The organism is Streptomyces sp. NPDC048106 (assembly GCF_040706415.1).
Lineage (GTDB): Bacteria > Actinomycetota > Actinomycetes > Streptomycetales > Streptomycetaceae > Streptomyces.
On record NZ_JBEZND010000019.1, the window covers coordinates 38,381 to 53,606 of the forward strand.

The 15,226-nt window shown below is 71.1% G+C and carries 11 protein-coding genes and 2 tRNA genes; 9 read left to right on the plus strand and 4 right to left on the minus strand.

Annotation, left to right across the window (positions count from 1 at the left end; genetic code table 11):
* Positions 1-40: 40 nt before the first annotated feature.
* The 4 genes from AB0927_RS20390 (at position 41) to AB0927_RS20405 (ending at position 5,231) form a co-directional block, all read left to right on the plus strand.
* Positions 41-2,938, plus strand: a complete 2,898-nt coding sequence (locus tag AB0927_RS20390) for a UPF0182 family protein (RefSeq protein ID WP_366669141.1) — start codon at positions 41-43, stop codon at positions 2,936-2,938.
* Between the two features lie 41 nt (positions 2,939-2,979).
* Positions 2,980-3,053, plus strand: a tRNA-Met gene (locus AB0927_RS20395).
* A gap of 220 nt (positions 3,054-3,273) precedes the next feature.
* The gene (locus AB0927_RS20400; RefSeq protein WP_366669051.1) at positions 3,274-5,085 is read left to right on the plus strand and encodes a tetratricopeptide repeat protein; all 1,812 of its coding nucleotides are present in this window, start codon (positions 3,274-3,276) and stop codon (positions 5,083-5,085) included.
* Positions 5,086-5,157: 72 nt separating this feature from the next.
* Positions 5,158-5,231: transfer RNA gene (locus AB0927_RS20405), tRNA-Met, on the plus strand.
* Positions 5,232-5,386: 155 nt separating this feature from the next.
* Here the strand turns inward: AB0927_RS20405 and AB0927_RS20410 are convergent.
* Positions 5,387-5,803: a Fur family transcriptional regulator gene (locus tag AB0927_RS20410; protein ID WP_366669052.1), complete on the minus strand. Its 417-nt coding sequence runs from the start codon at positions 5,801-5,803 to the stop codon at positions 5,387-5,389.
* Positions 5,804-5,948: 145 nt separating this feature from the next.
* On the opposite strand from AB0927_RS20410, the gene AB0927_RS20415 reads away from it, so the two are divergent.
* On the plus strand, positions 5,949-7,403 hold the full coding sequence (locus tag AB0927_RS20415) for a catalase (RefSeq protein ID WP_366669053.1): 1,455 nt from the start codon (positions 5,949-5,951) through the stop codon (positions 7,401-7,403).
* Between the two features lie 72 nt (positions 7,404-7,475).
* Here the strand turns inward: AB0927_RS20415 and AB0927_RS20420 are convergent, their stop codons facing one another.
* Positions 7,476-7,883, minus strand: a complete 408-nt coding sequence (locus AB0927_RS20420; RefSeq protein ID WP_366669054.1) for a CBS domain-containing protein — start codon at positions 7,881-7,883, stop codon at positions 7,476-7,478.
* 148 nt (positions 7,884-8,031) lie between these two features.
* Positions 8,032-8,832: a histidinol-phosphatase gene (gene hisN, locus AB0927_RS20425; RefSeq protein WP_366669055.1), complete on the minus strand. Its 801-nt coding sequence runs from the start codon at positions 8,830-8,832 to the stop codon at positions 8,032-8,034.
* A 218-nt stretch (positions 8,833-9,050) separates the two neighbouring features.
* Here hisN and AB0927_RS20430 point away from each other — a divergent pair, with 218 nt between their 5' ends.
* Entirely contained in the window at positions 9,051-9,647 is a 597-nt protein-coding gene (locus AB0927_RS20430; RefSeq protein WP_366669056.1) for a TetR/AcrR family transcriptional regulator, read from the plus strand.
* Positions 9,648-9,680: 33 nt separating this feature from the next.
* On the opposite strand, the gene AB0927_RS20435 is transcribed toward AB0927_RS20430, so the two are convergent.
* Entirely contained in the window at positions 9,681-11,369 is a 1,689-nt protein-coding gene (locus AB0927_RS20435) for an ABC transporter family substrate-binding protein (protein ID WP_366669057.1), read from the minus strand.
* A gap of 132 nt (positions 11,370-11,501) precedes the next feature.
* On the opposite strand from AB0927_RS20435, the gene AB0927_RS20440 reads away from it, so the two are divergent.
* From AB0927_RS20440 to AB0927_RS20450, 3 genes are read left to right on the plus strand one after another with little or no spacing between them, the layout of a single operon-like run.
* A complete protein-coding gene (locus AB0927_RS20440) occupies positions 11,502-12,491 on the plus strand; it encodes an ABC transporter permease (protein ID WP_366669058.1) in 990 nt (329 codons plus the stop codon).
* Positions 12,488-13,429: an ABC transporter permease gene (locus AB0927_RS20445; RefSeq protein WP_366669059.1), complete on the plus strand. Its 942-nt coding sequence runs from the start codon at positions 12,488-12,490 to the stop codon at positions 13,427-13,429. The genes AB0927_RS20440 and AB0927_RS20445 overlap by 4 nt, the downstream gene beginning before the upstream one ends.
* The gene (locus AB0927_RS20450; protein ID WP_366669060.1) at positions 13,426-15,225 is read left to right on the plus strand and encodes an ABC transporter ATP-binding protein; all 1,800 of its coding nucleotides are present in this window, start codon (positions 13,426-13,428) and stop codon (positions 15,223-15,225) included. The genes AB0927_RS20445 and AB0927_RS20450 overlap by 4 nt, the downstream gene beginning before the upstream one ends.
* Position 15,226 lies beyond the last annotated feature (1 nt).

The window sequence follows — 15,226 nt, forward strand, 5'->3', positions numbered from 1 at the left end:
ATCGAGAGCGAACTTCGAGGGGCGCAACTTGGCTTTCCAGATGCCGGACCGCGGCCAAGGCCCTGCGGGGCCACGGACGGGGGCGGGCCGCCCGTCGCGGCGGGTGAGGGTCCTGCTCCTGACGCTGGGCGTGCTCGCCGTCCTCGGCATGACGTTCAGCATGTTCGCCGGCTTCTGGACGAACTGGCTGTGGTACCGGTCGGTGCACTACTCGTCCGTGTTCACCACCACACTGTTGACCAAGATCGGGCTGTTCCTCGTCTTCGGTCTGCTGGCGGCGTTCGTGGTCGGCCTCAACATCTGGCTCGCGCACCGGCTGCGGCCCCCGCTGAGCGCCATGTCCATGGAGCAGCAGAGCCTGGACCGCTACCGGATGGGCCTCGCGCCGTACAAGACCTGGCTGCTGCTCGGTGTCAGCGCCCTGACCGGGCTGATCGCGGGCGCCGCCGCGGCCGGCCAGTGGCGTACCTGGCTGATGTGGGTCGACGGAGTCTCCTTCCACCAGAAGGACCCCCAGTTCCACCTCGACATCTCCTTCTACGCCTTCGACCTGCCCTGGTTCCGGTTCCTGCTGGCCTTCGGCTTCGCCACCGTGATCCTGAGCCTGATCGCCGCCGCCTTCACGCACTACCTGTACGGCGGGCTGCGCCTGACCAGCCCCGGAGCGCGCGCGACCGCCGCCGCGACCGGGCACCTGTCGGTGCTGCTCGGCCTGTTCGTCGCCCTCAAGGCGGTCGCCTACTGGCTCGACCGGTACGGCCTGGCGGTGAAGTCCAGCGACTTCAAGGCGACCGGCAACTGGACCGGCCTGCGCTATGTCGACGCCAACGCCTATCTGCCGGCCAAGACGATCCTGTTCTGCATCGCCGTCATCTGCGCGCTGCTGTTCTTCGCCACCCTGTGGCGGCGCACCTGGCAGCTGCCCGTCATCGGCTTCGGCCTGATGGTCCTGTCGGCGATCCTGATCGGCGGGCTCTACCCGGCGATCGTGCAGAAGTTCCAGGTCGAGCCCAACGAGCAGGCCAAGGAAGCCCCGTACGTCCAGAAGAACCTCACGGCGACCCGCGAGGCGTACGGCATCGACGACACCGAGGTCACCAAGTACGACGGCAAGGCCAAGTACGGCAGCAAGGCCGGCGCCTCGGACCAGGCCAGGCTGCGCGCGGACGCGAACGACGCGGCGAGCATCCGGATCATGGATCCCAACATCGTCTCGCCCACGTTCGAGCAGGCGCAGGAGATGAAGGACTACTACGGCTTCCCGGCCAACCTGGACGTCGACCGCTACCCCACCGCGGACGGCGGCACCCAGGACACCGTCATAGGCCTGCGCGAGCTGAACCTGAAGGGCGTCCCCAAGCACAACTGGATCAACGACCACTTCCGCTACACGCACGGCTACGGCGTGGTCGCCGCCAAGGGCACCGAGGCCGACGACGGCCAGCCCGTCTTCAGCGAGTACGACCTGCCCTCCAAGGGCGACCTGGGCACCTACGAGCAGCGGGTGTACTACGGCGAGAAGACCACCACCTACTCCATCGTCGGCGGCCCCCAGCGGGAGATCGACCACCCCACCGACAACAACGGCGAGGTGACCACCAGCTACGCCGGCAAGAGCGGGGTGAACCTCGACAACCCGCTCAACCGGGCCGCGTACGCGATGGCGTTCAACGAGCCGCAGATCCTGTACTCGGGCGCGATCGGCAAGGGCTCGCGGATCCTGTACAACCGCACGCCCAAGGAGCGCGTCGAGGCGGTCGCCCCCTGGCTGACCATCGACGGCGACGCCTACCCGGCCGTCGTCAAGGGCCGCATACAGTGGATCGTCGACGGCTACACGACGTCGAACGGCTACCCGTACTCCTCCCGTACGACCCTCGGCGACACCACGGCCGACTCGCTGACCGCCGGCAGTGACAACCGCAGCGTGGTGGCCCCGCAGAACCAGGTCAACTACATCCGCAACTCGGTGAAGGCGACCGTCGACGCGTACACCGGCGAGGTCAAGCTGTACCAGTGGGACGCCCAGGACCCGGTGCTGAAGACCTGGATGAAGGCGTTTCCCGGCACGGTGCTGCCCAAGAGCGCGATCTCCCCGCAGCTGCTGTCCCATCTCCGCTATCCCCAGGACCTGTTCAAGGTCCAGCGCGAGCTGCTCACCCGCTACCACGTGACGGACCCGCAGACCTTCCTCACCGGCAGCGAGGTGTGGCAGGTGCCCGACGACCCGACCAACAAGTCGGGTGACGCGGTGCCGCCGTACTACCTGAGCATGAAGATGCCCGACCAGACCCGGCAGGCGTTCTCGCTGTCGACGACGTTCACGCCGACCGGCCGGGACAACCTCAGCGCCTTCATGTCGGTCGACTCCGAGGCGGACAGCAGCGATTACGGCAAGATCAGGATCCTGAAACTGCCGACCAGCACGACGGTCGACGGGCCCAAGCAGGTCCAGAGCCAGTTCAACTCCGAACAGGACATCGCCGCCGCGATCAAGCTCCTCAAGGGCGGCGACTCGGCGGTGGAGTACGGCAATCTGCTGACCGTGCCGCTGGACGGCGGACTGCTCTACGTGGAGCCGGTCTACGTACGCGGCGGGGGACTGAAGTACCCGTTGCAGCGCAAGGTGCTGGTCACCTACGGGGACCGGCCGCCGGCGTTCGAGAACACCCTCGGCGAGGCGCTGGACAAGATCTTCGGCACCGACTCCGCCGCGGCCGCCCCGCCGGCCGGCGGCGCCAAGGCCCCGCCCGCGGCGAGCGACCCGACCGTCCAGCAGGACCTGGCCGACGCCCAGAAGGCCTTCGACGCGGGGCAGCGGGCGCTGAAGCAGCCCGACGGCCCCGACTGGGGCGCGTACGCGAAGGCGCAGAAGGATCTCAAGGCGGCGCTGGAGCGGGCCCAGAGGGCCGGGAAGCAGCCGAAGGACAAAGGCTGATCACGCCCGCCCCGCGTCGTGATACGGTTGGCTCACAACGGCGCGGGGTGGAGCAGCTCGGTAGCTCGCTGGGCTCATAACCCAGAGGTCGCAGGTTCAAATCCTGTCCCCGCTACTGAAGTCGAAGGCCCGGATCCTTAAAGGATCCGGGCCTTCGTGGTGTGCGAACTCGTGGTGTGCGAACTGAAGTTGGGGGAGGAGTCGCCGTCGCGCCGCCGTGAGGAGTCGGGCACCGTGTGTTTGACTTGTCGTCCTGTGGGCATGTCGACAAAACGCTGAAGTGACCTCACGGGGTGGGGTATACCGGGTGTACCCAGGTTGCGGGTGGTGCGACGATGGACGTTATGGGGGACAAGGCAACTCTGTTCGAGTCAGGGCGATTTGTACAGACTTTCGGTGAGGGGCCGGCCCGCGACGAGGTGGGCGACATGGCGGACGCCGCCGACGAGGTGCGCCTCGCGCTCGCCGCACGCGCCGGCGATGCGGAGGCCGCCAGCGTCCTCGGCGCCATGCTGCTGCGCCGCGGCGACCTTGACGGGGCCGAGACCCATCTGCGGGCCGCCACCGCGGCCGGTGACCGGGCCGCCGCCAACAACCTGGGCGTGCTGCTGCACCAGCGGGGGTACGCCGACGAGGCCGCCGGGTGGTGGCGGATCGCCGCCGTCGCGGGTTCCGCCGCCGCCGCGCACGCGCTCGGCCGCCACCACCGCGAACGCGGCGACGAACCCGCCGCCGAGTACTGGCTGCGCCAGTCCGCCGAGCAGGGCCATGTCCTCGGCGCCTACGCCCTCGCCGACCTGCTGGAGCACCGCGGGGACGCGACGGCCGGCCACTGGATGCGGCTCGCCGCCGAGCGCGGGCACCGGGAGGCCGCCTACCGGATAGCGCGTGCGCTCGACCGCGACGCCGAGGACAGGGGCGAGAGCGGGGGTGACAACGCTGTCGCGGAGGCCGAGCAGTGGTACCGGCAGGCCGCCGCGCGCGGGCACCGGCGGGCCGCGCTGCACCTCGGGGCGATCCTGGAGCAGCGCGGCGAGCTGAAGGAGGCCGGGCGCTGGTATCTGACCTCCGCCAAGGACGGCGAACCGCGTGCCGCCTGCGCCCTCGGCTTCCTGCTGCGCGACGCCGGGGACACCGAGAGCGCGGCCGTGTGGTGGCTGCGCGCCGCCCAGGAGGGCGACGGCAACGCGGCCAACGCGCTCGGCGCGCTGCACGCCGAGCGGGGCGAGACGCAGACCGCCGAGCGGTGGTACCGCGCGGCGCTGGAGGCGGGGGACGACAACGGCGCGTACAACCTCGGGCTGCTCTGCGCCGAGCAGGGGCGCACCGCGCAGGCCGAGCAGTGGTACCGGCGCGCCGCGTACGCCGGTCACCGGGAGGCCGCGAACGCGCTGGCCATCCTGTTGCTCCAGGTCGGCGACACCTCCGGCGCGGAGCCGTGGTTCTCCAAGGCGGCCGAGGCGGGGAGCGTGGACGCGGCGTTCAACCTCGGCATCCTGTACGCCGGGCGCGGCGAGGAGGCGATGGCGCTGCGCTGGTACGAGCGGGCGGCCTCCGCCGGGCACACCGAGGCCGCGCTCCAGGTCGGCATCGCGCGGCTGCGCGAGCGTGACGAGCAGGCGGCGGAGCGGCATCTGCGGTGCGCGGCGGGGGGCGGCAGTGCGGAGGCGGCATACCGGCTGGCCGCCCTGCTGGACGCCCGCCGGCCGCCCCGGCCCGCGCACGAGCTGGGGGAGTGCCCGCACGAGAAGGCCGAGTGCGAGGAGTGGTACGAGCGGGCGGCGCAGCAGGGGCACCGCCGGGCACAGGTGCGGGTCGGCATGCTCGCCTCCGCGCGGGGCGACGTGGTCGAGGCGGCGCGGTGGTACCGGGCGGCGGCGGAGGCGGGGTCGCGCAACGGGGCGTTCAACCTGGGGCTGCTGCTGGCCCGCGAGGGGAGCGAGCCGGAGGCCGTGGTGTGGTGGACGCGGGCGGCGGACGACGGTCACGGCCGTGCGGCCCTTCGCCTGGCCCTCGTCTGCGCCCGGCGCGGCGAGCTGGCCGAGGGCCAGCGCTGGGCGACGCGTGCGGCGGAGCTGGGGCCCGCGGAGGTCACCGAGCGGGCGGGCCGGCTGCGCGACGCGTTGCGGGAGGAACTGTCCGCGTGAGTGGCCCTGGTCACTCGGCCCCGAATGGATTTGCTTCCGTCGGCTCCCCTCGCGTAGTGTCATATTCACCGACGCGGGGTGGAGCAGCTCGGTAGCTCGCTGGGCTCATAACCCAGAGGTCGCAGGTTCAAATCCTGTCCCCGCTACTGAAGGCCGAGGGCCGGAATCCAGAAATGGGTTCCGGCCCTCAGTCGTATGCCGTCATGTGTCGTCATGTGTCGTCGTGTGCGAGCAGCCGCGCGGGGCGCGGAAAACGAAAGAGGGGGCATGCGCCCCCTCGTTCACTCCGTGACCGCTGGTGTCACGCGCCCGCGCACTCCGGGCACAGGCCCCGGTAGGTCACCTCGACGTCCGACACGGTGAAGCCGAAGCGCTCGGTGTCGGGGAGGTCGGCCAGCGGGTTGCCCGTGGGATGCACGTCGCGGATCGCGCCGCAGCGGGCGCAGACCAGGTGGTGGTGCGGCCGGTGTGCGTTCGGGTCGTACCGCTTGGCGCGCTTGTCCGTCGAGACTTCCAGCACCTCGCCGAGTGTGACCAGCTCGCCCAGCGTGTTGTAGACGGTCGCCCGGGAGATCTCCGGCAGCTTCACGACAGCCCGTGCGTGGACCTCGTCGGCTGTCAGATGGACGTGCTCGCCGTCGAGGACCTCGGCCACCACGCGTCGCTGCGCGGTCATCCGCCATCCGCGTCCACGCAGCCGTTCCAGAAGGTCGCTCATGGCCACCAGCCTAACAGCAAGGGGGACCAGGACGGGAATAAGTGTGAGATTGGAGCCTTGCTTGACTTGGACTTAGTCCAATGTAGGATCGGGAACGGCTTTGGCCAAGAGACAGGATTGGCCGGCGTAGACGCAGGAGGCGCACGTGACGCAGGGACCGCTCACTACGGAGGCCGGTGCTCCGGTCGCCGACAACCAGAACAGCGAGACGGCGGGCGTCGGCGGCCCGGTGCTGGTCCAGGACCAGCTGCTGCTGGAGAAGCTGGCCCACTTCAACCGCGAGCGCATCCCGGAGCGGGTCGTGCACGCGCGCGGCGCCGGCGCCTACGGCACCTTCACGGTCACCGCGGACGTCACGCCGTACACCAGGGCCGCCTTCCTCTCCGAGGCCGGCAAGGAGACCGAGGTCTTCCTGCGGTTCTCGACGGTGGCCGGGAACCTCGGCGCGGCGGACGCGGTCCGTGACCCGCGCGGTTTCGCGGTGAAGTTCTACACCGAGGAGGGCAACTACGACCTCGTCGGCAACAACACCCCGGTCTTCTTCATCCGGGACGCGATCAAGTTCCCCGACTTCATCCACACCCAGAAGCGCGATCCCTACACGGGCAGCCAGGAGGCCGACAACGTGTGGGACTTCTGGGGGCTGTCGCCGGAGGCGACCCACCAGGTGACCTGGCTGTTCGGCGACCGCGGCATCCCGGCGTCGTACCGGCACATGGACGGCTTCGGCTCGCACACCTATCAGTGGGCCAACGAGGCCGGCGAGGTCTTCTGGGTCAAGTACCACTTCAAGACCGACCAGGGGATCGAGAACCTCACCGCCGCGGACGCGGCCGTCCTCGCGGGCCGGGACCCCGACTCCCACCAGCGCGACCTGCGCGAGGCGATCGAGCGGGGCGACTTCCCGAGCTGGACCGTGGGCGTGCAGATCATGCCGGCGCAGGACGCGGCGACGTACCGCTTCAACCCGTTCGACCTGACCAAGGTGTGGCCGCACGCGGACTATCCGGTCATCGAGATCGGCAGGCTGGAGCTGAACCGCAACCCGCGCAACGTCTTCGCCGAGGTCGAGCAGTCGATCTTCAGCCCCGCGCACTTCGTGCCGGGCATCGGCCCCTCGCCGGACAAGATGCTCCAGGGCCGGCTCTTCGCGTACGGCGACGCGCACCGCTACCGGGTCGGCATCAACGCCGCCCAGCTCCCGGTCAACCGCCCGCACGCCACCGAGGCGCGCACCAACTCCCGTGACGGCTTCCTCTACGACGGCCGGCACGACGGCGCCAGGAACTACGAGCCCAACAGCTTCGGCGGCCCCGCGCAGACCGGCCGGGCGCTGTGGGAGCCGTACGCCGGCTTCACCGCCGGCACCGGCGACCACCCGACCCCGCGGCACGCCGAGGACGACGACTTCGTGCAGGCCGGCAACCTCTACCGGCTGATGTCGGAGCAGGAGAGGGAGCGGCTGATCGCCAACCTGGCCGGATCGATCTCCCAGGTCTCGCGCGACGACATCGTCGAACGCGCGATCGGCAACTTCGCGGCCGCAGACGCCGACTTCGGCAAGCGGCTGGAGGCGGCGGTGCGCGCCCTGCGCGGCTGAGGCGGCGCCCGCACCCGTGCGGCCGGGCGGGCCGGATCCCCGGATGTGCGGGGTCCGGCCCGCCCGTCGCGTTCAGGAGCCCGCTCGGGCCAGCGCGGCGGGCTCGCGGGCGGGGGACCAGCAGCGGATGAGGTCGCGGACCGAGACGATCCCGGCGACCTCGCCCCGGTCGAGGACGATCAGATGCCGGAAGCCGCCGTGCGTCATGGCGCGGGCGGCCTCCTCCAGCGTCCAGGTCGGCGCGGCGAAGACGACCGCGGTGGTGGTGTGGGCATGGGCGCGCTCGGTGTCCGGGTTCTGGCCGAGGCCGACGGAGTTCAGGATGTCGCGCTCCGTGAGGATGCCGATGCCGCCGGCGTCCGGATCGAGGATCACGGCGGCGCCGACGCGCCGGGCCGACATCAGAGTGGCTGCTTCACGGAGCGTGTGCGTGGGGCCGAGGGTGAGGATCACCGTGCTCATGGCGTCGCGGACCAGCATGGATGGGGCCACCTCCTGGGGATCCGGGAACCTTGTCCCCGGATTCACAAATTCACAAGTGGGGGTGACTTCAGCGTCTCAGGTCAAGGCCGGGTCAACAAGAGGGCGCACGCGGTCCGCCGGGGGGCGGGCACACGCCCCCCGTGTCTCACTGGCGCCGGTTGAGATACCCCAGCAACTCGTCGTGCAGCAGGCCGTTGGAGGCCGCCGCGTTGCCGCTGTGCGGTCCCGGGCGGCCGTCGAGGCCGGTGAAGGTGCCGCCGGCCTCGGTGACGACGATGGCGGTGGCGGCCATGTCCCACAGCGACAGCTCCGGCTCCGCGCAGATGTCCACGGAGCCCTCGGCGACCATCATGTACGGCCAGAAGTCGCCGTACGCGCGGGTGCGCCACACCTGGCGGGTGAGGTCGAGGAAGCCGTCGAGGCGGTCCTGCTCCTCCCAGCCGGAGAGGGACGAGTAGGCGAAGGAGGCGTCCGCGAGGGTGTTGACGCCGGAGACGTGGACACGGCTCGCGGAGGTCAGGTTGCGCCCGGTGAAGGCGCCGTGCCCCCGCGCGGCCCACCAGCGGCGGCCGAGGGCGGGGGCGGAGACGACGCCCACGACGGGGTGGTAGCCGCCCTCGCCCGCCTCCATCAGGGAGATCAGGGTGGCCCAGACGGGGACGCCGCGCACGTAGTTCTTGGTGCCGTCGATCGGGTCGATCACCCAGCGGCGGGGGCCGGTGCCCTCGATGCCGTACTCCTCGCCGAGGACCGCGTCTCTCGGGCGGGCGCGCTGGAGCTGGCCGCGGATGAGTTCCTCGGCCGCCTTGTCCGCTTCGCTCACCGGGGTCATGTCCGGCTTCGTCTCCACCTTCAGGTCCAGCGCCTTGAAGCGCTCCATGGTGGCGGCGTCGGCCGCGTCCGCGAGGACGTGGGCGAGGCGGAGGTCGTCGAGGTAGTCCGGCATGTACGTCACGCTATCGGCTGGGCGGTCACGGGAGCCACCGGGGGCGGGTGCCGGGCGCGGCGTCCGCGGTGATCCGCGAGGGGCGCGGGGAACCGCGCGCGGCCACCGCGCGCCCGCACGCGGCACGCGGCCTTCCGCTCTTCCGCGAACGCCCCCTTGACGTCATCCGAAAGTCCGTCAAACCTGGGCGGAACGCCGTTCACCCCAGGGAGGCGACGATGGCTGCGGCCCGGGAATCCTTGCTGGACGCCGCGTTCGCGGCGCTGGCGCGCCGGCCGTGGTCGGCGGTGCGGATGGTGGAAGTGGCCGCCGCGGCGGGCGTGTCCCGGCAGACCCTGTACAACGAGTTCGGCGGCAAGGACGGCCTCGCGCGGGCCCTGGTGCGGCGGGAGGCCGACGGCTACCTCGCCGGCGTGGAGCGCGCCCTCGCCGCGGGCGGCGGCACCTGGGAGCGGCTCACCGCCATCGCCGAGTGGACCGCGACCGCGGCCCGGGACAACGCGCTGGTACGGGCGTTGCTCACCGGCTGCTGGAGCGAGCGGCTGCCCGCACCACCGCGTGCCTCCGCCTCCCCGGTACCGGCACAGCGCCGCGCGGAGAAGCCGCTCCCCTCGCCCCCGGACCTCGTGCGGATGGTCCGCGACCGTGCCGTCACCGCGCTGTCCGGACCCGGCACCGGCCCCGCCGCCACGGTCGAACTCGCCCGCTCCTGCGAGCTGGTCGTCCGCCTCGCCCTCTCCTGCGTCGCGGCACCACCGGGGCGGGGCGGGGTCGCCGAACTGGTCCGGGCACTGGCCCCGCGCCCGACGGTCTGACCTACGCGTCCGCCCCCGCGCCCCCGGTCGTCGTCACTTCTTCAGCCAGCCCACCTTGGTGTAGTCGACGTCCGCGAGTCCCTCCGCCCCGAAGTTCGCCAGCCCCGAGCGGACGGCGACGATCTCCGGGCGCTGGTACAGCTCGATGGAGTGGGCCAGGCGCCAGATCTCGGTGTCGGCCTGGTTGTAGAGCTCCGCCGCCTTGGCGTGGTCGGTGGTTTCGCCGGCCTGCTTCAGCAGAGCGTCGATCTTCGGCGAGCCGACGGAGCCGAAGTTCTGGAAGAGGTTTGCGCCCTTGGGCTGGACGAACACGGGGGTGAGCATGGACGCGTAGACGGCGTCGACGTTCCGGAAGCTGGTGAGGTCGAAGTTGCCGCGGTTCACGAACTGGTTGAAGTAGTCGTTGGCCGGGACCTTCTTCAGCTCGACCTTGATCCCGACCTGCGCGAGCTGCTGCTGCACCAGTTCCGCCTGGTCGACCTGGGCGGAGCTGCTGCCGGCGCTGAGGATGTAGTCGAGGGTGAGCTGCCTGCCGCCCTTGGTGCGCGGCTTGCCCGCGCCGCCGTCCTTCCAGCCCGCCGCGTCCAGCAGTTTCTTCGCCGCGGCCGTGTCGTAGTCGGCGTACCCGCCCGACGTGTCCTTGTAGCCCTGCTGGTTGGGCATGAAGAAGTGGTTGTCGAGCGGCCGCAGCTGGAAGGAGAGGTCCTTGGCGAACGCCTGGTCGATGCCCTGGCGGTCCACGGCGTGCTGGACCGCCTGCCGGACCCGCAGATCCTTCAGCGGGCCGCGGCCGCCGTTGAGCGTGATGTGCACCTCGTCCCAGCGCGCGCCCCGCCGGATGTCCGTGTCCGGCGCCTTGACCAGCCGCTTGTAGACCTCCGGCAGCAGCGCGGCGGTGTAGTCGATCTCCTTGTTGAGATACGCGTCGGGACGCGCGGAGGTGTCCAGGACGCGGTAGATGACCGAGTCCAGCTTGGGCTTGCGGCCCCACCACTTGGGGTCCGGCACGAGCGTGATGGTCTGCGCCGTCTTGTCGTAGCTCCCGACCTTGAAGGCGTTACCGGAGACCGGCACCTTCTCCGCCCAGCTCTTGGTGAACTTCGCCGGGCTGTCGTAGTACTCCGCCGGGTACAGCGGGTCGAACAGCCGCTGCCAGTCGGCGTACGGCGACTTGAAGGTCACCTTCACCCCGTGCGCGCCGGCCTGTCCGACGTCGGCGATCTGGTCGTAGCCACTGGGGTCGGCGGCCTCGTACGCCTGGTCCGCGCCGTTCAGCGCCTGCCACTGGGTGCGGAAGTCGCGCCAGCTCAGCGGCTTGCCGTCGGACCATCTGGCCTTGGGGTTCAGGTCGTACTCGATCACCTGCGGGCTGGTGGAGACCACCTTCGCGGAGATCAGGAAGTCCGGGTTGAGGTGGGGCGTGCCCTGGGCGTCGGCGTCGAACAGGTCGGGCATGACGGCTTTGATGATGTCCTGGGCGTCGCCCTGCTGGCCGTCGACGTCGTTGATGTTGTACTGCGTGATCCACTGGTCGATCGCCACCCGCAGCGTGCCGCCCTGGCGCAGGTCGGCGAGCGGGCGCGCGCCGATGTCCTGGCCGTCGACCTTGGGCGCCGCCGCCTTCTTGGACGTACCGTCTCGGTCCGAGGAGCCGCAGCCGGTGATCAGGAGCGCGGTGGCCGCAGCGGCGGCGATCCAGGCTGCGGCGGGGGTGGGGCGCATGTCGGTGTCCTTTGTGAGGTCGACAGGAGACGCGCCGAACGTAGAACGCCGCTGGTGGGGCAGGGGAGACCTCCGGGATTGCTGACATGTTCTCTTCATAATTCTGCAACAAGAGGACTGGACCATGAGGGCGTGCCCCTCTACCTGGCCAAACGGCTCGGCTACCACGCCGTCCTGCTGCTGGTCGCCGTCTGCCTGTCGTACCTGCTGGCCTCCCTGGCGCTCGACCCCCGCGCCTACTACGCGGGCCGGCAGCCACCGCTGTCCCCGGCCGCCGTGGACCATCACCTCACCGCGCTGGGCGTCAACGACCACCAGCCGCTGCCGCGACGCTTCCTGCACTGGGCCGATCGGGCCTTCCTGCACGGCGACCTCGGCGAGACCATCGACGGCACCCCGGTCGACGCCGAGTTCGGGCGGCGGATCGGGGTCAGTCTGCGGCTGCTGCTCGCGGGCACCGTCTTCGGCACGGTGAGCGGTGTCCTCGTCGGTGCGTATACGGCCGTGCGGCAGTACCGGCTCAGCGACCGCGCGGCCACCGTCGTCTCCTTCGCGCTGCTGTCCACGCCGGTGTTCCTGCTGGCGATCCTGCTGAAGACCGGGGCGATCTGGTTCAACCAGAGCACGGGGACCGATCTCATCCAGTTCACCGGCGAGAGGAGCGCGGGGCTCGGGGGCGGGTTCTGGACCGTCCTGAAGGACCGCTCGGTGCACCTGCTGCTGCCGACCGTCTCCGTCGCCCTGTTCGCCATCGCGAGCTACAGCCGCTATCAGCGCAGCACCATGCTCGACGTGCTCGGCTCCGACTATCTGCGCACCGCCCGCGCCAAGGGGCTCGGCCGCCGGGCCGTACTGCTGCGGCACGGGCTGCGCACCGCGCTCATCCCCATGTCGACGTACTTCTCCTACGGCTTCCTCGCCCTGTTCACCGGCGCCACCTTCACCGAGACGATCTTCGGCTGGCACGGCATGGGCGAGTGGTTCATCGACTCCATCGGCAAGAACGACGTGAACTCGGTGGTCGCCGTCAACGTCTTCGCCGCCGTCGCGGTGCTGCTGTCCGGCTTCCTCGCGGACCTGCTGCACGCGGCCCTCGACCCGCGCATCCGGCAGGCGTCATGACGGCCGTCACCGAGACTCCTGAGACCCCCGAGCCCTCTGGGACTCCCGAGTTCCCGGGATCCCCCGCGGCGGTCGCCGCCGCGCCGAGCGGGCGCGCCGCGCTCGTCCTGCGCCGCTTCCTGCGCGACCGGTCGGCGCTCGCCGGAGCCGTCGCCCTGCTGCTGCTCTTCCTGCTCGCGTTCGCCGGGCCGTACCTGACGCCCTGGTCCTACGACCACATCGACTACGGCGCGCTGCGTGCCGCACCCGGTCCCGACCACTGGTGGGGCACCAACCGCATCGGCCAGGACGTCTTCGCGCAGACCGTCCGCGGACTCCAGAAGTCCCTGGTCATCGGGACGCTGGTGGCCGTGCTGGCCACCGGGCTCGCCTCGCTCGTGGGGGCCTGCGCGGGATACTTCGGCGGCTGGCTGGACCGGGTGCTGATGTTCCTGGTCGACCTGCTCCTCGTCTTCCCGTCCTTCCTGGTCATCGCGATCGTCTCGCCCCGGCTGCGGTCCGGCGGCTGGGTGGCGTTCGTCGGACTGCTCGCGGTCTTCGGCTGGATGATCACGGCACGGGTCGTGCGGTCCATGACCCTCTCCCTGAAGGAACAGGCCTTCGTGCGTGCCGCCCGGTACGCGGGCGTCGGCCCCTTCCGGATCATCTGGCGGCATGTGCTGCCCAACGTCGCCTCCTTCCTCATCATCGACGCGACCATCCAGGTCGGCGGCGCGGTGATGAGCGAGACCGCACTGTCGTACTTCGGCTTCGGGGTGCAGCCGCCGGACGTGTCGCTGGGGACGCTGATCGCGGACGGCACGGGGGCGGCGATCACCTATCCCTGGATGTTCTTCTTCGCCGCCGGGCTGCTCGTCGTGTTCGTGCTCGCGGTCAACCTCGTCGGCGACGGGCTGCGGGACGCGCTCGACCCGACGTCGAAAGGGGGTCGGCGGTGAGTCCGCTGCTCGAAGTGCGCGGTCTGGACGTCGAATTCGACGGCAGCGCGGCCGTGCGGGACGTGAGCCTGACGCTGGAGCGGGGTGAAGTCCTCGGCCTGGTCGGCGAGTCGGGCTCCGGGAAGTCGGCGACCGCGCTCGCGGTGCTGGGACTGCTGCCCGGCAACGCGACCGTGCGGGGTTCGGTACGACTCGACGGTGCCGAACTCCTCGGCGCGGGCGAGCGTGAGCTGACGCGGATCCGGGGCGGGCGCGTCGCGATGGTGTTCCAGGATCCGCTGTCCGCGTTCACGCCCGTGTACCGGATCGGCGACCAGATCGCGGAGGCGGTACGGGCCCACCGGGACGTCTCGCGGGAGCGGGCACGGGAGCGGGCGGTGGAACTGCTCGGGCTCGTCGGCATCCCCGAACCCGCCCTGCGCGCGCGGGCCTTCCCGCACGAGTTCTCCGGCGGGATGCGCCAGCGCGCGATGATCGCCATGGCGATGGCGAACGACCCCGACGTGATCCTCGCCGACGAGCCCACCACCGCGCTCGACGTGACCATCCAGGCCCAGATCCTCGACGTCCTGCGCACGGCGCAGCGGGAGACCGGGGCGGCGGTGCTGCTGGTCAGCCACGACCTCGGGGTGATCGCGGGGATGGCGGACCGGGTCGCGGTCATGCGGGACGGGAGGCTGGTCGAACAGGGCGGGGTGCGGGAGGTGTTCGGGGCACCCCAGGAGCCGTACACGCGGCAACTGCTCGCGGCGGTGCCGCGCATCGACACGCCGCTTGAGCCCCGACCGGTCGGCGGTGAACCGGTGTTGACGGTGCGCGGCCTCACGCGCACCTTTCCCGTCCAGGCCGGCGCGCTCGTCAGGCGCCGCGTCGGCACCGTGTACGCCGTGGACGGGGTGGACCTCGACATCCGGCGCGGCGAGACGCTCGCGCTGGTCGGCGAGTCGGGGTCGGGAAAGTCGACCACCCTCTTCGAACTGCTCGAACTGGCGCCGCCGGAGGGGGGCTCGGTGGAGCTGTTCGGGCAGCGGCTGGGCGCGCTCACCAAGGCGGAGACCAAGGGGCTGCGGCGGCGGATCCAGATCGTCTTCCAGGACCCGATGGCGTCGCTCGACCCCCGGATGCCGGTCGGCGACATCATCGCGGAACCGCTGCGGACGCAGGGCGCCGACCGGGAGGCGGTGTCCCGCCGGGTCCCGGAGCTGCTGAGCCGCGTCGGTCTCGAACCCGCCCACGCCGACCGCTTCCCCCACGAGTTCTCCGGCGGCCAGCGCCAGCGGATCGCCATCGCCCGGGCGCTGTCCGTCGCGCCGGAACTCCTGGTCCTCGACGAGCCCGTCTCCGCCCTCGACGTCTCCGTCCAGGCGGACATCCTCGACCTCCTCGGGGAACTCAAGCGGCAGCTGGGCCTGGCCTACCTCTTCGTCTCCCACGACCTCGCGGTCGTCCGGAACATCGCGGACCGGGTGAGCGTGATGTACCTGGGCCGCACGGTCGAGGCCGGCCCGGTCTCCCAGGTCCTCACCCACCCCCGCCACCCCTACACCCAGGCCCTGCTGTCGGCCGTCCCGATACCGGACCCCGCCCTCGAACAGGACCGCCGGCGCACCCGGATCCTCCTCCTCGGCGACCCACCGAGCCCGACGCGACGCCACGACGGCTGCCGCTTCCGCCCTCGCTGCCCCCTGTACGCCGACCTGCCGCCGGCCGACCAGGAACGCTGCGCCCACGAGGTCCCGGAGTTCGAGGGAGACGGCGCGGCCTGCCACTTCCCGAGACCGCGGCCGGTGCTGTGAC